The organism is Pedobacter sp. Bi126 (genome assembly GCF_918698245.1).
Lineage (GTDB): Bacteria > Bacteroidota > Bacteroidia > Sphingobacteriales > Sphingobacteriaceae > Pedobacter.
Genome location: NZ_CAKKMS010000001.1, coordinates 439,632 through 461,601, shown reverse-complemented (window position 1 = coordinate 461,601; position 21,970 = coordinate 439,632). Strand labels below are relative to the sequence as shown.

Annotated in this window: 24 protein-coding genes; 11 read left to right on the top strand and 13 right to left on the bottom strand. The window is 36.2% G+C overall.

Annotated features, from left to right (window positions below; translation table 11 throughout):
• The first annotated feature begins 32 nt into the window (after nt 1-32).
• The 3 genes from clpP (at nt 33) to LQ201_RS01750 (ending at nt 2,920) form a co-directional block, all read left to right on the top strand.
• Entirely contained in the window at nt 33-740 is a 708-nt protein-coding gene (clpP, locus tag LQ201_RS01760; protein WP_057932889.1) for an ATP-dependent Clp endopeptidase proteolytic subunit ClpP, read from the top strand.
• Nucleotides 694-1,962, top strand: a complete 1,269-nt coding sequence (gene clpX, locus LQ201_RS01755; RefSeq protein ID WP_371823028.1) for an ATP-dependent Clp protease ATP-binding subunit ClpX — start codon at nt 694-696, stop codon at nt 1,960-1,962. The genes clpP and clpX overlap by 47 nt, the downstream gene beginning before the upstream one ends.
• Before the next feature lie 94 nt (nt 1,963-2,056).
• Nucleotides 2,057-2,920, top strand: coding sequence for an AMP nucleosidase (locus LQ201_RS01750; RefSeq protein WP_230143951.1), 864 nt, complete (start codon nt 2,057-2,059; stop codon nt 2,918-2,920).
• Nucleotides 2,921-3,012: 92 nt separating this feature from the next.
• Here the strand turns inward: LQ201_RS01750 and LQ201_RS01745 are convergent, their stop codons facing one another.
• Together LQ201_RS01745 and LQ201_RS01740 are read right to left on the bottom strand one after the other, a co-directional pair.
• Nucleotides 3,013-3,672, bottom strand: a complete 660-nt coding sequence (locus LQ201_RS01745) for an ATP-binding cassette domain-containing protein (protein ID WP_230143953.1) — start codon at nt 3,670-3,672, stop codon at nt 3,013-3,015.
• Nucleotides 3,673-4,157: 485 nt separating this feature from the next.
• Entirely contained in the window at nt 4,158-5,018 is an 861-nt protein-coding gene (locus LQ201_RS01740; protein WP_010601359.1) for an RNA polymerase sigma factor RpoD/SigA, read from the bottom strand.
• Between the two features lie 424 nt (nt 5,019-5,442).
• On the opposite strand from LQ201_RS01740, the gene LQ201_RS01735 reads away from it, so the two are divergent.
• A complete protein-coding gene (locus LQ201_RS01735; protein WP_029277191.1) occupies nt 5,443-5,649 on the top strand; it encodes a helix-turn-helix transcriptional regulator in 207 nt (68 codons plus the stop codon).
• A 476-nt stretch (nt 5,650-6,125) separates the two neighbouring features.
• On the opposite strand, the gene sucC is transcribed toward LQ201_RS01735, so the two are convergent.
• The 9 genes from sucC to LQ201_RS01690 form a co-directional block, all read right to left on the bottom strand.
• A complete protein-coding gene (gene sucC, locus LQ201_RS01730) occupies nt 6,126-7,325 on the bottom strand; it encodes an ADP-forming succinate--CoA ligase subunit beta (RefSeq protein ID WP_025142947.1) in 1,200 nt (399 codons plus the stop codon).
• A 163-nt stretch (nt 7,326-7,488) separates the two neighbouring features.
• Nucleotides 7,489-8,184 carry a hypothetical protein gene (locus LQ201_RS01725; RefSeq protein ID WP_230143955.1) on the bottom strand — a complete coding sequence of 232 codons (696 nt, stop codon included), beginning with the start codon at nt 8,182-8,184 and terminating at the stop codon, nt 7,489-7,491.
• A 114-nt stretch (nt 8,185-8,298) separates the two neighbouring features.
• Nucleotides 8,299-8,607, bottom strand: coding sequence for a hypothetical protein (locus LQ201_RS01720; protein ID WP_230143957.1), 309 nt, complete (start codon nt 8,605-8,607; stop codon nt 8,299-8,301).
• A gap of 126 nt (nt 8,608-8,733) precedes the next feature.
• Nucleotides 8,734-9,276: a hypothetical protein gene (locus LQ201_RS01715; protein ID WP_230143959.1), complete on the bottom strand. Its 543-nt coding sequence runs from the start codon at nt 9,274-9,276 to the stop codon at nt 8,734-8,736.
• 11 nt (nt 9,277-9,287) lie between these two features.
• Nucleotides 9,288-9,896, bottom strand: a complete 609-nt coding sequence (locus LQ201_RS01710) for a hypothetical protein (RefSeq protein WP_230143960.1) — start codon at nt 9,894-9,896, stop codon at nt 9,288-9,290.
• Between the two features lie 12 nt (nt 9,897-9,908).
• Complete coding sequence (locus LQ201_RS01705; protein WP_230143961.1) at nt 9,909-11,477, bottom strand: DUF4173 domain-containing protein; 1,569 nt, start codon at nt 11,475-11,477, stop codon at nt 9,909-9,911.
• A 12-nt stretch (nt 11,478-11,489) separates the two neighbouring features.
• Entirely contained in the window at nt 11,490-11,795 is a 306-nt protein-coding gene (locus LQ201_RS01700; RefSeq protein ID WP_230143962.1) for a hypothetical protein, read from the bottom strand.
• Nucleotides 11,796-11,853: 58 nt separating this feature from the next.
• Nucleotides 11,854-12,150: a transcriptional regulator gene (locus LQ201_RS01695; RefSeq protein ID WP_029277182.1), complete on the bottom strand. Its 297-nt coding sequence runs from the start codon at nt 12,148-12,150 to the stop codon at nt 11,854-11,856.
• A 2-nt stretch (nt 12,151-12,152) separates the two neighbouring features.
• On the bottom strand, nt 12,153-12,788 hold the full coding sequence (locus LQ201_RS01690) for a hypothetical protein (RefSeq protein ID WP_230143963.1): 636 nt from the start codon (nt 12,786-12,788) through the stop codon (nt 12,153-12,155).
• Nucleotides 12,789-13,015: 227 nt separating this feature from the next.
• Between LQ201_RS01690 and LQ201_RS01685 the strand changes: the two genes are divergently transcribed.
• From LQ201_RS01685 to LQ201_RS01655, 7 genes are all read left to right on the top strand, one after another.
• A complete protein-coding gene (locus LQ201_RS01685; RefSeq protein ID WP_230143964.1) occupies nt 13,016-13,666 on the top strand; it encodes an ABC transporter ATP-binding protein in 651 nt (216 codons plus the stop codon).
• Nucleotides 13,667-13,739: 73 nt separating this feature from the next.
• On the top strand, nt 13,740-14,219 hold the full coding sequence (locus tag LQ201_RS01680; protein WP_230143965.1) for a hypothetical protein: 480 nt from the start codon (nt 13,740-13,742) through the stop codon (nt 14,217-14,219).
• Between the two features lies 1 nt (nt 14,220).
• Nucleotides 14,221-14,829: an HAD family hydrolase gene (locus LQ201_RS01675; RefSeq protein WP_230143967.1), complete on the top strand. Its 609-nt coding sequence runs from the start codon at nt 14,221-14,223 to the stop codon at nt 14,827-14,829.
• A gap of 2 nt (nt 14,830-14,831) precedes the next feature.
• Entirely contained in the window at nt 14,832-16,319 is a 1,488-nt protein-coding gene (locus LQ201_RS01670; protein ID WP_230143968.1) for a S41 family peptidase, read from the top strand.
• A 146-nt stretch (nt 16,320-16,465) separates the two neighbouring features.
• On the top strand, nt 16,466-16,732 hold the full coding sequence (locus LQ201_RS01665; protein WP_029277171.1) for a hypothetical protein: 267 nt from the start codon (nt 16,466-16,468) through the stop codon (nt 16,730-16,732).
• Nucleotides 16,733-16,783: 51 nt separating this feature from the next.
• The gene (dprA, locus tag LQ201_RS01660) at nt 16,784-17,878 is read left to right on the top strand and encodes a DNA-processing protein DprA (RefSeq protein WP_230143970.1); all 1,095 of its coding nucleotides are present in this window, start codon (nt 16,784-16,786) and stop codon (nt 17,876-17,878) included.
• A gap of 214 nt (nt 17,879-18,092) precedes the next feature.
• Entirely contained in the window at nt 18,093-19,454 is a 1,362-nt protein-coding gene (locus LQ201_RS01655) for a pyridoxal-phosphate dependent enzyme (protein WP_029277167.1), read from the top strand.
• 255 nt (nt 19,455-19,709) lie between these two features.
• Here the strand turns inward: LQ201_RS01655 and murA are convergent, their stop codons facing one another.
• Nucleotides 19,710-21,035 (bottom strand): UDP-N-acetylglucosamine 1-carboxyvinyltransferase, encoded by a 1,326-nt coding sequence (gene murA / locus LQ201_RS01650; protein ID WP_230143971.1) that lies wholly within the window; start codon nt 21,033-21,035, stop codon nt 19,710-19,712.
• A gap of 87 nt (nt 21,036-21,122) precedes the next feature.
• Entirely contained in the window at nt 21,123-21,812 is a 690-nt protein-coding gene (locus LQ201_RS01645) for a DUF4290 domain-containing protein (RefSeq protein ID WP_230143972.1), read from the bottom strand.
• Between the last annotated feature and the right edge of the window lie 158 nt (nt 21,813-21,970).

Here is a 21,970-nt window from a genome sequence, read left to right as displayed (position 1 = left end):
CCGCTTATCGCAAAACGCCAAACTCTATAAACATGAACATAGATTCACAAGAATTCAGAAAATTTGCCGTTAAACATCAGGGGATTGGCGGTTTACATGTAGATAAATTTATTGCTCAGGCCAATCTGAACCCGAAGAGCATGACACCATATATCATTGAAGAACGCCAGTTGAATGTAGCGCAAATGGATGTTTTTTCTAGGTTAATGATGGACCGTATTATCTTTTTAGGTGATGCGATTTACGATCAGAATGCCAATATCATTCAGGCTCAGTTGTTGTTTTTGCAATCAACAGATGCCGATAGAGATATTCAGATCTACATCAACTCGCCAGGTGGCTCGGTTTACGCAGGTTTAGGTATTTATGATACCATGCAATATATACAACCAGATGTAGCTACAATCTGTACGGGTATGGCCGCATCAATGGGGGCAGTTTTATTGGTGGCAGGCGCAAAAGGAAAACGTGCTGCATTACCCCACTCAAGAGTAATGATTCACCAACCATCAGGAGGTGCACAAGGTGTAGCATCTGATATGGAGATCAACCTGAGAGAGATGTTGAAATTGAAAAAAGAATTATACGATATTATTTCAGAGCACTCTGGGCAAACATATGATTGGGTAGAGAAAGCTTCAGATCGTGATTACTGGATGACAGCTGACGAGGCAAAAGGATTTGGTATGGTTGATGAAGTGTTATCGAGAAACGCAAAAAAAGATGGCGAAACAAAATAAAGAATCCCGTTGTTCATTCTGCCATTCTGGCAAGCATGAAACGTTAATGTTGATTGAAGGCATGGATGCGTTTATCTGCGATAAATGTGTAACCCAGGCCAATCAATTGCTTGCGCAAGAATTAGGGACCAAAGGGACAAAAAATATTCAAGAGGCGATAAATTTATTAAAGCCTCTTGAAATTAAACAACATCTTGATCAGTATGTTATTGGTCAGGATGATGCTAAAAAGGTATTATCCGTTGCCGTTTACAATCACTACAAACGTTTAAATCAAAAAGTTGATAAAGACGAGATCGAGATCGAAAAATCAAATATCATGTTGGTGGGCGAAACCGGTACTGGTAAAACCCTTTTGGCTAAAACCATTGCGAAAATTTTGCATGTGCCATTCTGTATCTGCGATGCAACTGTTTTAACGGAAGCAGGTTATGTAGGTGAAGATGTTGAAAGTATTTTAACGCGCTTGCTTCAAGCTGCCGATTATGATGTAACAGCTGCTGAACGTGGTATCGTTTACATTGATGAGGTTGATAAAGTAGCGCGTAAAAGTGATAACCCATCCATTACACGTGATGTATCGGGAGAAGGTGTTCAACAGGCTTTATTGAAAATTTTAGAAGGTACAGTTGTAAACGTTCCACCTCAGGGCGGACGTAAGCACCCGGATCAGAAAATGATTCCGGTAAACACGAATAACATTCTATTTATCTGTGGCGGGGCATTTGATGGTATTGAACGTAAAATTGCCAACCGTTTACGCACACAGGCTGTAGGTTATAAAGTAAAGAAAGATGAGACAGTTTTAGATCTTAAAAATCTTTATAAGTATATTACACCTCAGGATTTGAAATCTTTTGGATTAATTCCGGAATTAATTGGTCGTATACCAGTTCTTTCTCACTTAAACCCATTGGATAAAGAGTCTTTAAGAAACATTTTAACTGCACCTAAAAATTCATTGATCAAGCAGTATGTGAAGCTTTTTGCTTATGAAGACGTAAAGCTTGTTTTTGATGAAGATGTTTTAAATTTTATTGTAGATAAAGCAATGGAATATAAATTGGGTGCACGTGGGTTAAGATCGATCTGTGAAGCGATTATGTTGGATGCGATGTTTGATACACCAACACAGACGGATGTCAAGGAATTGCACATCAATCTCGATTACGCGATAGAGAAATTTGAAAAGGCCGACTTTAAAAAGTTGCAGGCCGCTTAAAAATTCAATCCTCTCGCGAAAGCGGGGGGATTTTTTTTTAATACAATATTTGTTAACGCTAAGCGCCAAGCGCTATGCTCAAAACTAAAAGAATATGAACGAAGAAAAAGACGTAAAAAAAGACGATGAAATAGTAGAGAAATCGAAAAAAGTAAAAGAAGTAGAAACACCTGTTAAATCGGGATTAAAATCGAAAGATGAAATTGTTAAAAATTGGTTGCCACGTTATACTGGCAGACCCTTAGATCAATTTGGTGATTATATTCTGCTGACTAATTTCAGTAAGTACGTAACCATGTTTTCCGAATGGAACGATAATGCACCGGTTATGGGGTTAGATAAACCGATGCAAAGTGTTACCGCAAATGGCATTACGATTATCAATTTTGGTATGGGAAGCCCCTTGGCCGCAACCATGATGGATTTATTGACGGCCATTAAACCTAAAGCTGTCTTGTTTTTAGGTAAATGTGGTGGTTTAAAGAAGAAGAACCAATTAGGCGATTTAATTTTGCCTATTGCCGCGATCAGGGGTGAAGGTACATCGAATGATTACCTGCCGGCAGAAGTACCTGCATTGCCAGCATTCGCCTTGCAGAAAGCGATTTCTACAACCATACGCGATCATGGCAGAGATTATTGGACCGGAACCTGTTATACCACCAACCGGAGGGTTTGGGAGCACGATAAAGAGTTTAAAAAATACTTGAAAACTTTAAGGGCTATGGCAGTAGATATGGAAACAGCTACGATTTTTACTACGGCTTTTGCCAATAAAATCCCAGCAGGCGCATTACTATTAGTTTCCGATCAACCGATGATACCAGAAGGTGTTAAAACTGCCGAAAGCGATAGTACTGTAACTGAGAAATATGTAGAAACGCACTTAAGAATTGGTATTGACTCGTTGAAACAGTTAATCAATAACGGGTTGACGGTAAAACATTTGTTATTTTAATGCGTAATAATTAAGCAGACCACAAAGACTCAAAGCACACCAAGATAATTTAATCCTTGTGTCCTTCGTGTCTTAGTGGTAAATCGCTATGCTTATGCTATACGTCCCGGCAAGTAGCCGTATAATATCAAATCAGCTTCATTCTGGATGGTGTAATTGCACCTGTTATGCAGCAGTACAATCCGGTCAGAAATAGCTAAAATGGATTTATAGTAATGATCTGTAATGATGAAACCTTTATATGCTTTTGCACTATCAATGTGGTTCTTTAGCTCATCTACCCACAATGGTGATAATTGAGAAAAAGGCTCATCAAGCAATACATATTCGGCATTGCTATAAATCATCAAGAGGCATTCTAAAAAACGGCGTTCTCCACCAGATAAGTTGTAAAATTTTGAGTTTAAATGATTTTTGACAAATTCGACCTGATGAAGTTCGGCTCCATGTTTTTTACAAAAGATATCAATGGCCTGCGAAACATTAATCTGGTCTGGAATGAAATTATCCTGTGGTAAATAAGAAAGGTTTTTAGATAAGTAACCTTTAGTATAAACCCTATTATTTATATTGAGGTATTTAAAGTTGGCTTTTACACTTCCAAAAATAATTTTTAACAAGGTCGATTTACCCGACCCATTTCTACCTAATAAGCCAACCACTTCACCAACTTCGCAGTTTATATAAACGCTGCTTAATACTTCCCGATCTGCAAAAGATTGGTTAACACTGTCGATAAAAAGTCTTTGCATATAGATGAAATGATTAAGATTCCGATAAAAACAATTAAATCATATAAAATCAGGTTTGTCATGATTTTTCTGAAGCCTATACCCTGATTTTTGAAAAAGTATGTAGTAGATTGATAAAACATGAAATATATAGCAACAGAAAATAGCCAGCCGATAAGTTTGATGAATAGGGCAAAGGAATAGATTCCTGGCTCCTTAAAGCCATTTAAAATGAAAAATACCGATGTGAGCAAGCTGACCAGTACATTCCATAAAAAAATGGGTTTGTATATAGTTAAAGATTTTTTGAGTAGACCAATCGACATGACTTAAAGATATAAAATCATAACGATAAACTTAGTTATAACTAAACAAAAAAGATTGCCAATGTGTAATCGTCATTTCGACCGTAGCGTTCCAAAGGAACTCCTTCAGAGGGAAAATCTAATAACAAAAAAAAGATCGGCTAATAGCCGATCTTTTTTTGTTTATATGAACTTAGTCTCTTATCCTAAATAAGATTTTAAGATTTTACTTCTTGAGGTATGACGTAAACGCTGTAACGCTTTATCCTTAATCTGACGAACACGTTCGCGGGTTAAATTAAATTTCTCTCCAATTTCTTCTAAAGAAAGGGGATGGTTAGAACCTAAGCCGAAGAATAAAACGATAATTTCTCTTTCTCTTTCAGTTAAAGTAGATAAAGAACGTTTAATTTCTTCTGATAAAGATTCATTAATCAATGAGCTATCTGTATTTGGTTCGTGGTTTTCCAATACATCTAATAATGTATTTTCTTCACCTTGAACAAATGGAGCATCCATTGATACGTGGCGGCCCGAATTACTAAGTGTGTCCGAAATTTTATCCACTGTAGTTTCTAAAATATCGGCAAGTTCTTCAGGAGAAGGCTCACGTTCGTATTCTTGCTCTAATTTAGAGAAAGCTTTACTGATTTTGCTTAATGAACCTACCTGGTTTAAAGGTAAACGTACAATACGGCTTTGCTCGGCAATTGCCTGCAAAATAGATTGACGAATCCACCAAACAGCATAAGAAATGAATTTGAAACCTTTAGTCTCATCAAAACGTTTTGCCGCTTTAATTAAACCTAAGTTACCTTCATTGATTAAATCGCCTAAGGTTAGGCCTTGATTCTGATATTGTTTTGCAACAGATACAACGAAACGCAAGTTGGTCTTAGTCAATCGCTCTAATGCAGCCTGATCGCCCTCACGAATCTTCCTTGCTAAAATTACTTCCTCTTCTGCTGTTATTAAATCTACTTTGCCAATTTCGTGTAGGTATTTATCTAATGACTGACTTTCACGGTTGGTAATGGATTGCGTTATCTTGAGTTGTCTCATTTATACGAATTGTGTGCTCTTTAATTATTGAGTGTGCAAAGTTACGAAATTGTATAGCAATCCGAAAGGATAAAATGCTGAAAATGTTACTGTTTGCACAAGTTTTTTACAGTTTTACTTATAGCAAAAACCATTCCAAACAAAATTCTGACATTGTCTGTCTGAATAACTGCATAATAATTGTGTTGCGAGTATTATTTGTTGTAAATCAATAAATATATTTTGAATTATAATAATTTATTATGTATGTTTGTATTATAAATGATTGAATAAATATGACGTTTCTTGATTTTTCAACTATTTAAAGCAAATAATAAAAGTCATTATTATTGGGTGTTTTTAATCATGTAGTTTTTGTCAGGTTGTACAAGTTGTAAATAGAGAATAGAAATTCAACAAGAAAACGATTTAACGATATAAGCCCATGCCCATAATTGTAAATTTAGATGTAATGTTAGCCAGGCGTAAAATGTCGTTAACCGAATTAAGTGAAAGGGTAGGGATAACGATGTCTAATTTATCGATACTCAAAACAGGTAAAGCAAAGGCTGTCCGTTTGGAAACGTTAGAAGCGATTTGTAAGGCTTTAGATTGCCAGCCAGGTGATATTTTAGAATTCCGCGTAGATTAACATACAAAGTCTAGAAGGGGTCGAGCGCAGGAAAGACTTTGTAAGTTTAGCGATAGGTTTTTTGCCGGAGTACGGCGGACCCATGTTAAATAAACCTGATAGAACGAAAATACTTTTTAACTGTAGTGCCCATAAATTTTGTAGCCATGCTGAGGTACGAAGCATCTGCACCCGATTAAACAGATGCTTCGTGCCTCAGCATGACAGTTGTTGTTTAAAAAGATTGATTGATAGCAGGGCTTCCGAAACTGAAATGTGCAGAGCTTGCTTTCCAAGAAAAATATTGACCACCTAAGACACCTTAGTACATTTAAGTCGATTGCTATTGAATTGCTGGTAATGGTAGGTTAGAGAACACCCCGTCCTGCGGACAGCCCTCTAAAAGCGGGGAATAAAAAAAAACCTTCCAGTTTTCACTGAAAGGTTTGTAAATTATGATTAATGCTTTAAGCTTTAGTCTTTTTGCTTTAAGCTTATTAAGCTTGTTCAGCCAATACTTTAGTAACTAAATCTGCAGCTTCTTTTAAAGCGATTGCTGAGTAAACCTGAAGGCCAGACTCATCAATTAATTTTTTAGCTTCTTCGGCATTTGTGCCTTGTAAACGGCAGATAATTGGCACTGGAATGTTGCCGATTTCTTTATAAGCATCGATTACACCTTGCGCAACACGGTCGCAACGAACAATACCGCCAAAAATGTTGATCAAAATTGCTTTAACGTTAGGGTCTTTTAAAATGATGTTGAAAGCTGCTTTAACTGTTTGTGCATTAGCAGTTCCGCCAACGTCTAAGAAGTTAGCAGGCTCACCACCGGCCAATTTAATAATATCCATGGTAGCCATGGCTAAACCAGCACCGTTAACCATACAACCTACGTTACCATCAAGGTTAACGAAGTTTAGGTTAGAAGCACTTGCTTCAACTTCCATTGGATCTTCTTCCGTAACGTCGCGCATTGCTGCATAATCAGGATGACGGAATAAAGCGTTTTCATCCAGATTCACTTTAGCATCAACTGCAATTACTTTATCATCAGAAGTTTTTAATACCGGGTTGATTTCGAACATTGAAGAATCGGTAGCTTCGTAAGCTTTGTATAAAGCGGTTACAAATTTAACCATTTCTTTATGTGCAGCACCACTAACGCCTAAGTTAAAAGCTACTTTACGGGCTTGGAAGCCTTGTAAGCCAACTTTAGGGTCGATTTCTTCTTTGAAAATTAAGTGCGGCGTGTGCTCGGCAACTTCTTCGATATCCATACCACCTTCCGTACTGTACATGATGATGTTACGGCCTTTTGCACGGTCTAACAATACCGAAATGTAGAATTCTTTGGTTTCAGAAGCACCCGGATAATAAACATCCTGAGCAACTAAAATTTTACTCACTAATTTACCTTCAGGACCGGTTTGAGGAGTCACCAACTGCATACCAATAATATCGGTTGCACGTTGTTTAACTTCTTCAAGGTTTTTGGCTAATTTAACACCACCACCTTTACCGCGGCCACCTGCGTGGATTTGCGCTTTAATTACAACCCAGTCAGAATTGTAATCTATTTTCAGTTGCTTAGCAGCCTCAACAGCTTGCTCAGGAGTATCGGCAACTATTCCTTCTTGAACGTTAACACCGAAACTTTTTAATATTTGTTTACCCTGGTATTCGTGAATATTCATTTGCTACAAAATTTGCCCAAAGCTACAATTTCAAACCCTTTAAACAAATAGCAATTGCTGATTTTTTCAGAAAATGAACGTTTTATGTTAATCTGGAAAAGTGATGTGGTACACAAGCTGATTATTGGGCCTTAACCTCAATAAAGAAGCAGATGTAGCTATTCTACAATACTTTTTTTGCTAAATTTTTAATTTCATCTTTGAAGTTCTTGTCGAAGACAGTTTTTAAAGCCCCTGTTTTTAAGTTGTATGTAAAATATTCAACCTCATCCTTATCATCAAATTCTTTATCTCCATTAGTATCCTTTATCAAATCCATTAATATTAAATCATGTTTGTCGTCTATTTTCCAGCTACTTACATCATAGTTGTTTGGAGATATCCGGATAAATGATTTTCCCTCCAGGTTGGAGAGGTAAAGTTTACTAGGATCTTTGTCTGTTAGCTTTTTATTGCCATCATAGTCAGAATCGGTAATGTTATAGTAGATAAACTGATCGGATAAAGTATTTTGATTATTTGGACTATGTTCTGAATGACCAATATTGAAGGAATTGATAATAATTTTTTCTTTAGTCAATAATTCGCTTTTACCTGAAATAACGTTGTGAAAGATGAGGTTCCAATGATTGGAATTCACGTCTCTTTTATAACTATCGTAATCGCCATCATTTAATCTTAATGGGTATAGCAGAATATCTGTTTTACCAATGATAATTGGAGAATCATATTGTATTTTAGGCTGACTTTTCGTTTGAATGTTACTTGTTTCATCCGTAGAAATGGTTTTAATTTCCTCAGTGCAGGATGATGCCAGTATGGTAAAACTTAATAAAGTTATTGAGCTAATTTTTTTCATTGTCGTTAATTTTGATTTAAGGTGAGTATAGCCAATAAAAGTGCTTATTGGCTTAAGATCAACCATATTAGGTCGTACTTGGAAATGGCATTATACATTTGTTTTAAAAATGTGCTAACTTCCTGCAATTGGCGACCCAAAAATTCCAACAGCCATTTCTGCCCAGATTAAAAACAATGCAATTAAAATTACAATTAGGACTATGGTTCTGCTGGTGCCTGTTTTCATGTTTCTAATTACAAGTTCAATGGCTAAACCTGTACTAAGCAATAATATTCCAGCGGCAACAAAATCCCTTAAGTCCCACTGTACCTCATTTGTAAATTGCATGGCTATTAAAGGAATAGCCAGTATTGATGCTATTACGCTTAAAATAATGATGATTCTTAGTTTGCCTGAATTTAATGTTTCTTGATTTTTCATGATTTTTATATTTATAATGTGTTTTAATTAGTCTACTTAGTTTGATTCCTTTGCTTCCCGATGCGAAACAGCACCAGGAAGACTAAATCCAACAAAAGTTTAGCAAAGGAGAGAGGTTAATTATTGTTATGAGTTAACAAAATAAATAAGGATGCTTTTCCGGTCGTTTAAAAAACCGATGTAGCAATTTTGGCCTACATAATTTGTTTTGTGCTGTTTGATCATTATAATATTTTTTATCTGTTCTTTGTCTAAAATATCGTTCAATGTATCTGAATAAATAAAGTCTGCATTGTAAAATGATTTATCATTAGAAATTTTTTCATACAACCTCTTATAATCACCAACCGATAGTTCCATCAATGATGCAGAACAATAATCACCATGTAAATCGGGGTAACTAGCAGACTTTTTAACAATTTTGGCGGATGCAGGAGCAGCGATTCCAATTACAGTTTTATATTCTTCCGTATAGAAAGAATCTTCTGGATAAAAAGCCGTGAAGGCTGAATAAAATATCCACAACTGTAAAATACTTAATGAAATGATTAAAGTATATTTTAATCCCTTTACCAATTTCCTTTTTAATATTATGCAAATAAAAATTATTGGAAGTAGAGAAATGAAAAAGATTAATAAAACCGCCATTATTAATAAGAAATAATTCATAATTTATTCGTTTAATTTTCAAAATAACCTTCAAAGCATTGTTGCCCAATAGCCCCACCGCCAAATTCTAGTGCAACTTTTTTATTATACAAAATGTGTGTACAACCATCACTATATTCTTTTTTCAGGCTATCCGTCATTGGTTTATCGAAAAGATTATAGAAATACATACCCATGCCGCTTCTTTGATAACCAATTGTAAAGGGCTCTTTATTCTCTACAGAAATGCAGTTAGCATAGTCTAATTTCTTTTTTACAGTTGCCAATGTTTCCTTTGTCCAATGCAATACACGCAGCAGAGAGTCCGTTTTTTTTGAATTAATATTAATATCCCAGTTTCTCGAATCTCCATTTTTGTCAGAAAGGTGAAAAATGAACAATGAATTATTGCTTTCAAACTCTAATGTTACTGACTTGCCAACTGGGATTATGGATTTCATATATTTTTGTAATTTATTAATCTCTTTACTTTTAATTTTGTAATTTTCTATTAAATCCTTCTTGCTGTAGCTTTGGTCGAATGATGACACAAAAGTTATGAACCCCCAAACCACATAGCTAATAAAGATCAGTGCTCCAATACCTACAGAAATAAGCCCCCACTTCAAAATTTTATTCACGTTATACTTGATCTAATTTTTATTATCTCCAAAATATTCTGCTGTATTCCAATCCTGCAGGTTCCATGATAGCCAGCTTACGCTTTCGTAACGTTCTTTAAAATAGCCAATACGTCTGTCCAACTGGTCTCTATAAAAGTCTGCTGTTTGGGGCTTGGCAATTTCTCTTCCGTTTAGATCTTTAGAAGGAGTATAATCCAGTTTTGATCTGTTTTTATATAAAATGGGCAGGGTCTTGTCTGATAATGATAGTAGGTAATCGGCATCGATACCAACCTTATCACTTTGTGCTAAATTGTATTTCACAATAAAAACATCCCAGTTTATTAGACTAAAAGCCAATAATAGGGCAAACCAGATGTTACCATTTACTTTGAAAAGGTAGAATATAGTTTTTTGTTTCGCTACTTTAAAATAAACCGTTGCCAAACCGATGATGCAAAGTGTAGCGAAGACCAAAACACCGATTCTTTTATGGGTTAAACCGTGGAATTCGATATAATAACCATCGCGGATAAATACAGAAATAATCAGGATGAAATTTTGAACCATCCAGGTAAAGGCAAGCGCCCTTAATGTTTTGCTTTTACGATAAAAATTTAGGTTTCCCCTGAAAAAGTAAAGGATTACCGCCATGGCCATTACAATACTAAAGATTAGTGTATTGGTGCCCTGGTGTAGCTCTCCAGAGAAATTTCCTGAAGGTTTATAACCGAACCAAAGCGTGGTAATATCGATGGCATTTAATAACAACAATAGGACGTTAAGGGCAACAAACGAAATTATGCCTACAATGTATTCGGTTTTTAAAGCCATTTTCCGTGTTAAGAGATTACCGCTAAATGTTTCTACAATGTGGTACCAAATCGTTTTTTGACCTGATGTTCTTCTGATCCTTACTAATTGTTCCTTGCATGTCAGTTCTGCTTTTTCTAAAGTTTTATCAAAAAAAGTGAGTAATAAACCTCCTGTTAAGGCTAATCCAAAGCAGAAGTGTATGATACGTTCGATACTTAAATCTTTGAAAAAGAAATGGAGGATATCTTCAAAAAATTGACCGATGTTAGTTAATACACTTTCGGCATAATGTGCAAAAACATTATTCGCTGCAGAATACAAACACGTAAAAAAGATTACGGCAATAACAGGTATAAAAATGTACTTGATCAATTTAAAAAAAGGTTTCAGGTTAAAATTGCCTATGCTTATTTTACTTAAATGTTTTACTGCATTAAAAGGAACCGTGATCATTTGTAAGATACTGGCAAGAAAAGCGGCAAAAATAGTTCTGATCTGCTGGTTATGACTAAAACCGATAAATAACAGCAAACTGATGTAATAAGTGGCAACGGATAAATCAGAATTATTAACCACCACCAGTACTGCGGCCAAAAGATGTGCTAAGCCGTAAATTTTTAGTTTGGTACTTTTAACTACATCTGGATTAATAAAGGTGATAGCCAGTAAATAAATGCTATAAATAAGCAGATTGAGCGCTAATCTTTCCTGCCAGAAGAGAAAAGTAAACAGTAGGCCACCCAGCAGAACAGAGAGTGATAAGAGGTTGGATCTATTTTTCATTTTGTTTAAGGTTTAAGAATTGAAATAACTTATAATAAGTATGTAGATAATGACTAAGGGAATATTTAATAGCATGCAGATGATGGTAGCGACAGTGTTCCTCCAGGAAGTTTGATCACAAATGAGCTCAATTAGAACTATAGCTAACACAAAGAGATTTACAATTGCAGCACCAAGCGTAAAAACAGCTCCTACTATCATGAGAAAAAAAGAGTCTGATATTAAGTTTGCTATTAGAATTAACGTGCCGATAAGTGCAGAATAGTAAGCCAGCCTTTTGCCTAAGTAATTCATTTGAGGTTCTAATATTTCTTCCATTTTTTTTGCGATTTAAAAGTGCTTTGAATTTCAAAGTGAATAGTTAAAAAAAAATGACTTATAGTTTTTTGATCATTTTTTCAAGTGCATCTAAATGTGCTTTAAAAGCCTGTTTGCCCAAAGCCGTAATAGCGTAGGTGGTACTGGTTTTTCTGCCGATAAAACCCTTGTGTACCTTGATAAATTCTGCCTGCTCTAAAGTATTCAGGTGTGAGGCCAGGTTTCCATCTGTTAATTCGAGCATTTGTTTCAGGTCGTTAAAGCCAATTTCATCGTTTACCACCAGAATAGACATTACGCCCAACCTGATCCGGCTATCGAATATTTTATTTAAATCTGCTATCGGGTTTTTCATCCTTACTGACCTCTCTCATATTTAAAATACATTAAAAGACCATAAACAATGTGCAATACACCAAAGCCAAAAGCCCAAAAAATTAAGCCATAACCTACGTAAAACATGCAGATCAGACCAAGTATTACCTCGCAAAGCCCCAGGTAGCGAATGTCGCTGTAAGTATATTTACTGGCATTAATAAGCGCCAAACCATAAAAAATTAAACAGCTTGGTGCAACAATAGCATAAGTATTCGGATGGTTAATCAATAAAGCAATAATAAACAAACCTCCGGCAACCAATGGGACAAATAAATTAATTAAAAGTGATTTAGAGGTTTTATCCCAGATTGGAAGATTGTTTTTCTGACTTTTTCTATAGGTAAATAAAACTCCTCCAGCCAGCGCAATCACCAAAACAAAAATACCAAGTTTTATTAAGTTAAACTCCAGGTCCATTTCTCCATCAACGCCATAACCGTAACCGCGTTTGCCGATGAATTTGTTAATTTCATCGTTTGCAAAATAAGCCCCAATTAAAGCGATAACGCCTGCAAAAACACCAGATAAACCGCTTAAAGAAATAAATCTCGACGACCTGTCCATCATTTGTCTTATATCTTTTAAGGTATTTAATTGTTCTTCCTGAGTGCTCATTTTAAAAGTGCTTTGTTTTTCAAAGTTAAATAAGAAATTGATATTTCCAAAATTATTTTTTTTCCTTCGGGATGATTACACGGATTTAGGGATTACACAGATTTTAAAGTTCCGGTGTTAGGCATTTAGTCTTTGTGCTTTAGTCTTTGTGCTTTAGTCTTATGCTTTGGTCTTTAGTCTTTTTGCTTTAGTCTTTACGCTTTAACCTTTTTTATTAAATTTGAAGCATGCTAAAAGCCACGGGAATAAGAAAATCGTACGGAAATCTACAAATTTTAAAAGGCGTAAATTTTGAAGTGCAAAAAGGGGAGATTGTAAGTATTATTGGGCCATCTGGTGCAGGTAAAAGTACTTTATTGCATATTTTAGGAACATTGGATAAACCTGATGCCGGGTCTGTAGAACTAAAGGGTACTGTTGTTAATAGATTGAACGGCGATCTGCTGAGTACTTTCCGCAATCAGAATATCGGTTTTGTATTTCAGTTTCATCATTTGTTGCCAGAATTTAGTGCCATTGAAAATATTTGCATTCCGGCATTTATTGCCAAAACCAATAAAAAACAGGCCGAAAGCAGGGCATTTGAACTGTTAGATCTGTTTGGACTAAAAGACAGGGCCCAGCATAAGCCCAATCAGCTGTCTGGCGGTGAGCAGCAGCGTGTAGCCATTGCAAGAGCGCTGATCAATAATCCTTCAATTATATTGGCTGATGAACCATCAGGGAATTTAGACTCCGAAAATGCAGCCGGATTACACCAGTTGTTTGTAAGTTTGCGCGATAATTTCCATCAAACTTTTGTAATTGTTACGCACAATGAACACCTTGCAAAAACCAGCGACCGTGTAGTGAGTATGAAGGACGGTTTAATCGTATAAGATCATATCATTCGCTAATTCTATCATTCTTTCATTCAATTATTAACTAACTTATTCATTCAATCATTATACTTTGAAAATACTGATAACAGGAGGGAACAATGCTAAGGCTTTGAAGCTGATGAAAGCGTTTCCCAGTCATTTTGTTTTACTTGCCGATTATGGTGATGTACCGGGGATTGTAACTGAAAATTATGCCTTTTCATCGTTAGGTGTATTAAATAAAGACAGTATCGCTCATATTCTATTAAATTTTTGTATCACTGAGGCCATAGATTGTATTATCCCTTTGCACCATTATGAGCTTGAGCCATTGGCTAAATCTGCTGTACTTTTTGGCGAGTATGGAATCCAGGTACTATTGCCTGATGCAGCTATAATTGCCGACTATCTGGCAGAACAAAAGCTCCCTTATCAAAATTTTGCAGTGTTTATTCACGGCGATCAGATTTTTTCAACCGGGGAGGCTTCTCTACCTGCAAATGTATCTCCCAAATTAAATGGAGTATTTGGTTATAATGATGCCAATGATTTAAAACTTTTTACAATTTAACATGGATGCATATCAATACGTTAAGGACAAGCAGATCGTAATTTTTGAATTGGACGATGTGCTATTTCCAGAGAAGGATTATTTGCTACAGGTTTATTATCTGTTTGCGCAGTTTATAGAATATACCGAGCAAAAAAGTGCGCAGCCTATTATTGAATTTATGCGTGCAACATACGAAAATAATGGTACTCAAAAACTTTTTGAGAAAACAGCAGATCAGTTTGCCATTGATATGAAGTACAAGCATAATTTTGATCTTCTACATCAGAATGCCCGTTTACCTTTAAAACTTTTGCTTTATAAAAATGTGCTGGAGTTTATGCAGGAACTTGTGGTAGACCGCAAACAAATATTTATTGTAACTGCCGGCAACCCTGAGCAACAACTTAATAAAATTAAGCAAACAGAGTGGAATGGACTAGAGCAATATCTTACAGTATATTTTGTTGAGGAGCTAGGTTTAACTAAAGTGGAAATTTTTCAGAACATACTAAACAGCAACAATTTATCGCCTAACCAGGCGTTAGTTGTTGGTGCAAATAAATTTGATGAGCAACAATCTAAATTAATTAATTTGCCGTATATTGTGTCACTAGAAATTTACAAGTAAATATGCTTAGAAAATTTATTTCGCAAAATACATTTTTGTGTGCTTTGCTTATTGTGGTTGGATTTACAGTATCATGTAAAAAATCGAATAATAATCCTGATGGGGAAGGTGCACCGCAAGGCACTCCAGGGACCCGGGCAGAATTAACCAAAGATTCTATTTATCTGTATGCACAGCAAACTTATTTGTGGAATGTGGGGATGCCAAGTTACTCATCTTTTAATCCAAGACAGTATGGTTCAAATGAGGCAGTTTTGGCGGCAATAAAAGCTTTGCCAAGCACAGGGGGGAAAGATAAATATTCTTTTATTGATGACGGTAGTGTAGCCACCCAACTTGGTGGGGCGGGTGAAGATTATGGCTTTTCTGCAAATTTTGATGTTACCGATTTATTAAGGGTAAAGTATGTTTATCCGGGTTCTCCTGCTGATGTGCAGGGATTAAAACGGGGATACCAGATTACTAAGGTTAATGGTGGCGGAACTTCCAGGTCAAGCAGTACTGATATAGCTAATTTAAATGCCTCAATATTTGGCAACAATCCATCCATTTCGCTAACGGTTTTAAAACCCGATAATACTACACAAGATATTGTGATTAACCGTGGTAAATATGATATAAAACCTATTTTATTTAGCAATACTTATACAGTTGGTGCCAAAAAAGTTGGGTATATTGTATTTAATAGCTTTACTACCAATGCAGTAGATGCATTGGACGCTGCTTTTTCCAAATTTTCAACTGACGGGGTAACCGAGCTTGTTGTAGATTTAAGGTATAACGGTGGCGGTTCGGTGGCTACTTCCGAAGCATTTACCAACCTTATTGCACCTGTATCTCAAAATGGGAAAATAATGTACACTACTTATTTTAATAAAACGATGCAAGATGCACAGGCGAGAATTCTTGAAAATCAAAAATTCTACTATACCTTGCCTAACGGAAAAACAGAACTTATAAGTGCTTTTGATTATAGCTTTAAACCTACAATTGCAGCAGGGAACCAAGAAGTTTTTAAAAAAAGAGGCGCTCTTGCCGTTACAAGAGTTTATTTCATTGTAACAGGTGGTACGGCGTCTGCTAGCGAACTTTTAATCAATAATTTAAAGCCTGTTATGGATGTTAAATTAATTGGTAAAACTACATATGGGAAACCTGTAGGCTTTTTCTCTTTAAGAATTGATAAAAACGACTTATACATCCCCCAATTCCAAACCAAAAACCAATTAGATCAAGGTGATTATTTTTCAGGGATGACCGTTGATAAGGATGTAACAGATGATTTAACTAAGGATTTTGGAAATCCAGCTGAAAAGATGTTGGCCCAGGCTTTATATTATTCTGGGAACAACACCTTCATGGCTTTGGCTAAAGATAATACATTAAGCAGCACTTCAGGAGCAACAAAGGTTCAGATAGCTGCCGCAAATGAAAAGCTTGATCATGAATTTAAAGGTATGGTTGAAACTAGAAAGCTGAAATTTAAGTAATTAGCTTTAAAATTTACTAAAAAGGCCAGTTTTGTATTTCAAATCTGGCCTTTTTTATGTGATTATTGCTTTATTTGAGAAAATATTGTTGTTTTTTTTATAAAAAATTGATAAGCTTGTTTAACATTAATCGTTAAAGAGATACCATGCCAATAGAAATTGTAGAAAAGGAACATATCAGTTATTTAAACATCATCAATGCAAAAGAAGATCATACTACAGAATTAAAAACAAAACTTGATGAAGCACAACGGCTGGGGAATGAGTTTAAATCAAAAGCCGTCATTACTTTTAATACTACCATTGGGCCAAAACGCGTTGATACTACAGTTTGGGCTGTTACAGAAAAATACATCCAGCTAAAGAATAATATTCATATTCCGTTAAAAAGTTTAATCGATATTGATTTTTAAGCTTGCTTTAAGGAAATAAATCATCCCGCATTTATTTAACCTTATCAGATCATGAGCATGCTCCATAAAATTGCCTTAACTTTTATTAAATCTATAGGCCCGGTAACGGCCAAAAATCTTCTTGCCTATTGTGGAAGCGCTGAAAATGTGTTTTCTGCGAACAAAAAGCAGCTTTTGCAGATTCCGGGTGTTGGAGAGAAAACAATTGAAGCCATTCGTAGTACCGATGCTTTGGTAAGGGCCAGGCAAGAATTAGATTTTATTGAAAAACATGGAATAGAAGTATTGTTTTTCGCTGATGAAAAATACCCTAAAAGGTTAAAGAATTGCATCGATTCGCCAATATTGCTTTATGCCAAAGGCACAGTTGATTTTAACCATCAGCGCATCATCAGTATCGTTGGAACCCGTAATGCAACAAGCTATGGAAAAAACCTCTGTAAAGAATTGTGCGAAGTTTTAGCACCGTACAATGTTTTGATAGTGAGTGGCTTGGCCTATGGTATCGATATAACGGCCCATAAAGAATGCTTGGTAAATAATATTCCTACCGTTGGTGTGCTTGGTCATGGCTTAGATCGATTGTATCCAAAAATTCATAAAACGATTGCTCAAAAAATGGTTTTGAATGGAAGCCTGCTCACCGAATTCCCGATCCTAACCAATCCGGATCGGCCTAATTTTCCACAAAGGAACCGGATTATTGCAGGGATTGCAGATGCTACCATTGTAGTTGAAGCATCAATAAAGGGAGGTGCCCTAATTACCGCAGAAATCGCAAATTCTTACAATAAAGATGTATATGCTTTTCCGGGTAGAACAAATGATGTTTTTTCGGAAGGCTGTAATTTCCTGATTAAAACCAATAGGGCCGGATTAATAAATAATGCTCATGATCTGATTTATTACCTGGGTTGGGATGATGAGGTGAGAGAAAAGAAAAACGAAGCGCAAACCATGCTACACCTTAGCCTTACCCCTAATGAACAGCGGGTCGTAGATGCATTACAAAGCGGCCAACTTAGTATAGATGAGCTTTGCATTCAATTGAATATTCAGCAAAGTAAACTGGCAATTGTAATCCTTACATTAGAGATGCAGGGGATTATTGTTTCGCTACCAGGCAAGATTTACAAGTTGGTGTAGTGAGAACTAGATTTTAGATTTCTCCATTCCGTTTCACTACAGTCGAAATGACGAACCTACTTTCGGAATTGCGTTTTGCCCAATAATCAATCTATAATGCCCATCATAATTATAGATTATGAAATTAAATTCTTTTAATTTGTTGTTTTCGAAATTATGTTTCAAATAAAATATAGTTTGTAAAATACTTAATGCCTTTGCTTAATTTTGTAACATGTGGTACAATAATATTTTAGAAACCATTGGCAACACGCCATTGGTAAAATTAAATACGATAACAAAAGGAGTTCCGGGAACAATTCTGGCGAAAATAGAGACTACTAATCCAGGCAACTCAATTAAAGACCGCATGGCGGTTAAAATGATTGAAGATGCCGAGAAAAGTGGTAAATTAAAACCAGGTGGAACAATTATAGAAGGAACATCCGGAAATACAGGTATGGGCCTGGCTATGGCAGCCATTATTAAAGGTTATAAATGTATTTTTACCACTACAGATAAGCAATCAAAAGAAAAAGTTGATGCTTTACGAGCCTTTGGTGCCGAAGTAATCGTTTGTCCTACAAATGTTGAGCCTGAAGATCCCCGTTCTTATTATTCTGTTTCTTCGCGTTTAGAACGCGAGGTTCCAAATTCATGGAAACCTAATCAGTATGATAACTTAGCCAACTCACAGGCGCATTATGAGCAAACTGGTCCCGAGATATGGGAGCAGACGGAAGGAAAAATTACACACTTAGTGGTTGGTGTGGGTACCGGTGGAACCATTTCTGGAACAGGAAAATATCTGAAAGAAAAGAATCCGAATATTAAAGTCTGGGGAATCGACACCTATGGCTCAGTTTTCAAGAAATACAAAGAAACAGGCATATTTGATAAGGATGAAATTTATCCTTACATCACAGAAGGTATTGGCGAAGATTTCCTTCCGGCAAATGTAAATTTCGATGTAATCGACCTATTTGAAAAAGTTACAGATAAAGACGCTGCTTTAATGACACGCGATATTGCGCGTAAAGAAGGCATTTTCGTGGGTAACTCTGCCGGTGCTGCCATTGGCGGATTAATACAGCTAAAAGATAAACTTAAGCCAGAAGATGTTGTTGTCGTTATTTTTCACGATCACGGTAGCCGCTACATGGGCAAAATGTATAATGAAGATTGGTTACGTGAACGCGGATTTTTACAGGATGAAAAATTAACCGCTAAATCCATTCTGGCTAAAAAAGAAAGCACAGAGATTGTGACACTTGATGCACAAAAATCGGTACTTGAGGCCATCAATACCATTAAATCGATGAATATCTCTCAAATTCCGGTAACGCAACAAGGAATGATTGTAGGTAAAATTGCAGAGAGTGATATTTTAAGTGCATTACTTGAAAATCCAGGTTTAAAATCGGCGCCGATTTCAGAAATTATGACGGCTACTTTCCCATTTGTTGATTTGAACACCTCGATTGATAAAATATCTTCATTGATCAATAAAGAAAACTCGGCCGTTTTAGTAGAAGATGAATCTGGAAAGATCGAAATTATCACACAATACGATATTATTAACGCAATATCAGGGTAAGGGTGTTTAAATTCCTGCGATCGTCCTCCTGAACTTGTTTCAGGATCTATATGGCATGGAAGATGCTGATCCAGATGCAATCTCCTTGTCGTCATCCCTGAATTTATTTCTGGGTCTTGAATGATTAATAGATGCTGAAATAAATTCAGCATGACGATTCGTATTAATATTAACGCAAAACGTCCGGGTAATTATTACCCGGACGTTTTTATTTATGCTATTTTCGCTTTAAGCTTTAGTCTTTCTGCTTTAAGCCTAATGACTAGGTGCATCAGCATTTACACGTTTAATCTGCGCACCTAGGGCACGTAAACGGGTGTCGATATCCTGATAGCCACGTTCAATCTGTTCGATGTTGTAAATGGTCGATTTGCCTTCAGCAGATAAAGCTGCAATTAACAATGAAACTCCAGCTCTAATGTCAGGAGAAGTCATGCTGATTCCACGAAGTTTATATTTTTTATCAATACCATTAACGGTTGCGCGGTGTGGGTCGCATAAGATGATTTGAGCACCCATATCGATCAATTTATCCACGAAGAATAAACGGCTTTCGAACATTTTTTGGTGGATTAAAACGTTTCCTTTTGCCTGTGTAGCCACAACCAGCACAATGCTCAATAAGTCAGGCGTAAAACCTGGCCAGGGAGAATCGGCAATGGTTAAAATCGAACCATCGATAAAAGTATCGATTTCATAATGTTTTTGTGAGGGAACATAAATATCATCGCCACGGCGCTCTAATTTAATGCCCAGTTTTCTGAAAACCTCTGGTATTACACCCAGTTCATCATAACAAACATCTTTAATGGTAATTTCCGACTCTGTCATTGCAGCCATACCAATAAAAGAGCCAATTTCGATCATATCCGGCAACATTCTGTGCTCAGTTCCGCCTAAAACGCTAACGCCTTCAATGGTTAACAAGTTCGAGCCAATGCCCGATATTTTTGCCCCCATGCGGTTAAGCATTTTGCAGAGTTGCTGTAAATAGGGTTCGCAGGCAGCATTGTATATCGTAGTAATGCCTTTTGCTAAAACAGCCGCCATTACAATATTTGCCGTTCCCGTTACCGATGCTTCGTCTAATAAAATATATGCACCCTTTAAATTAGTTGCATCTACATTAAAGAAAGCTTTTTTGCTGTCGTAAACGAATTTTGCACCTAATTTTTCGAAACCTATAAAGTGTGTGTCCAGTCTTCTACGACCAATTTTATCACCACCTGGTTTCGGGATTGCTGCTTTACCAAAACGTGCCAACAATGGTCCAACAATCATAATCGAACCACGTAAACCACCACCTTTAGCTTTAAAAGTATCAGATTCAAAGAAATTCAAATCAATATTTTTAGCTTCAAAGGTATAGGTGTCTTTATTGATGCGCTCAACGGTAACGCCTAAATCGCCAAGTAACTCAATCAGCTTGTTAACATCCTTAATGTCGGGAATATTACTGATGGTTACTTTCTTTTCGGTAAGCAATACAGCCGATAAAATCTGTAAAGCCTCGTTTTTGGCTCCCTGAGGGGTAATTTCGCCTTTTAATTTAATTCCGCCTGTTATTTCAAATGCGTTCATGTTTTTTTAGTATCAAGTACAAAGTATCAAGTATCAAGATTGGGCGGATATTTTAACCTTCCGCCTTCTGCCTTTTACCCTTCACCTTTAATATTTAGGTTTATTGTTGTTATTGCGTTGACGGTTATTATTGTTGTTATTTTGACGGTTTTTTCCGTTGTTGTTATTATTGTTGCTTCTGCCCCGGTTATTGTTGTTGTTATTACTTTGGCGAGGGTTTTGCGCTCTAAATTCTACCTTGGCCAGGTTAACACCTTCATCAAGAGATAACAATCCGCCAGAAAGGTACTTTAAGTCCTTAATAATGGTATCATCACTCACATTATCTTTATTCCAGGTAACATAAGCCATTTTCATAAAATTTGCGATGCTTTGAACCATTGCCTTTTTTATTTCGGCATTTTCTTCGCGCATGGCTTTTTCAATTAAATTCTCAACCGTTTTACCATAGTGTTTGTAGGTAATTCTTTGTTGAGGATAGGCCAGGGGCTCTGGTTTAATGTAAGCATTCTCAATTAATGGTTTAGGATAAGGACTGTCTACATCAATCTGGTAGCCAGAAATAATGTGCAGGTGATCCCAAAGTTTATGCTTAAAATCGGCAACATCACGTAAATGTGGTTGCAAAAAACCCATCAGGTCGATAACCGCCTGGGCATATTTATTACGTTCTTCAATGGTGGGTAATTCGCAGATATACTTCACCATATTTTGTACGTTACGGCCATATTCCGATAAAATCAAATGGCTACGCGTAGTATTATAGTCAAAATTCATGTACAGATAAATTAATGGATAAATTTTCTGGCGATACGAATTATGAAATAACCAGAGGAGTTTAGGTTATGAATTCACCGAAATGTCTATTGCCAGATTTTCGTTTTATATATTCAAAGGTAATAAAATTATTTGATTAGAGATGTTAATATTGGATG

Coding starts and splice junctions, on each gene's coding strand:
- clpP (WP_057932889.1), top strand. CDS start 33: ATGAACATAGATTCACAAGAATTCAGAAAATTTGCCGTTAAACATCAG.
- clpX (WP_371823028.1), top strand. CDS start 694: ATGAAGTGTTATCGAGAAACGCAAAAAAAGATGGCGAAACAAAATAAA.
- LQ201_RS01750 (WP_230143951.1), top strand. CDS start 2,057: ATGAACGAAGAAAAAGACGTAAAAAAAGACGATGAAATAGTAGAGAAA.
- LQ201_RS01745 (WP_230143953.1), bottom strand. CDS start 3,672: ATGCAAAGACTTTTTATCGACAGTGTTAACCAATCTTTTGCAGATCGG.
- LQ201_RS01740 (WP_010601359.1), bottom strand. CDS start 5,018: ATGAGACAACTCAAGATAACGCAATCCATTACCAACCGTGAAAGTCAG.
- LQ201_RS01735 (WP_029277191.1), top strand. CDS start 5,443: ATGCCCATAATTGTAAATTTAGATGTAATGTTAGCCAGGCGTAAAATG.
- sucC (WP_025142947.1), bottom strand. CDS start 7,325: ATGAATATTCACGAATACCAGGGTAAACAAATATTAAAAAGTTTCGGT.
- LQ201_RS01725 (WP_230143955.1), bottom strand. CDS start 8,184: ATGAAAAAAATTAGCTCAATAACTTTATTAAGTTTTACCATACTGGCA.
- LQ201_RS01720 (WP_230143957.1), bottom strand. CDS start 8,607: ATGAAAAATCAAGAAACATTAAATTCAGGCAAACTAAGAATCATCATT.
- LQ201_RS01715 (WP_230143959.1), bottom strand. CDS start 9,276: ATGAATTATTTCTTATTAATAATGGCGGTTTTATTAATCTTTTTCATT.
- LQ201_RS01705 (WP_230143961.1), bottom strand. CDS start 11,477: ATGAAAAATAGATCCAACCTCTTATCACTCTCTGTTCTGCTGGGTGGC.
- LQ201_RS01700 (WP_230143962.1), bottom strand. CDS start 11,795: ATGGAAGAAATATTAGAACCTCAAATGAATTACTTAGGCAAAAGGCTG.
- LQ201_RS01695 (WP_029277182.1), bottom strand. CDS start 12,150: ATGAAAAACCCGATAGCAGATTTAAATAAAATATTCGATAGCCGGATC.
- LQ201_RS01690 (WP_230143963.1), bottom strand. CDS start 12,788: ATGAGCACTCAGGAAGAACAATTAAATACCTTAAAAGATATAAGACAA.
- LQ201_RS01685 (WP_230143964.1), top strand. CDS start 13,016: ATGCTAAAAGCCACGGGAATAAGAAAATCGTACGGAAATCTACAAATT.
- LQ201_RS01675 (WP_230143967.1), top strand. CDS start 14,221: ATGGATGCATATCAATACGTTAAGGACAAGCAGATCGTAATTTTTGAA.
- LQ201_RS01670 (WP_230143968.1), top strand. CDS start 14,832: ATGCTTAGAAAATTTATTTCGCAAAATACATTTTTGTGTGCTTTGCTT.
- LQ201_RS01665 (WP_029277171.1), top strand. CDS start 16,466: ATGCCAATAGAAATTGTAGAAAAGGAACATATCAGTTATTTAAACATC.
- dprA (WP_230143970.1), top strand. CDS start 16,784: ATGAGCATGCTCCATAAAATTGCCTTAACTTTTATTAAATCTATAGGC.
- LQ201_RS01655 (WP_029277167.1), top strand. CDS start 18,093: ATGTGGTACAATAATATTTTAGAAACCATTGGCAACACGCCATTGGTA.
- murA (WP_230143971.1), bottom strand. CDS start 21,035: ATGAACGCATTTGAAATAACAGGCGGAATTAAATTAAAAGGCGAAATT.
- LQ201_RS01645 (WP_230143972.1), bottom strand. CDS start 21,812: ATGAATTTTGACTATAATACTACGCGTAGCCATTTGATTTTATCGGAA.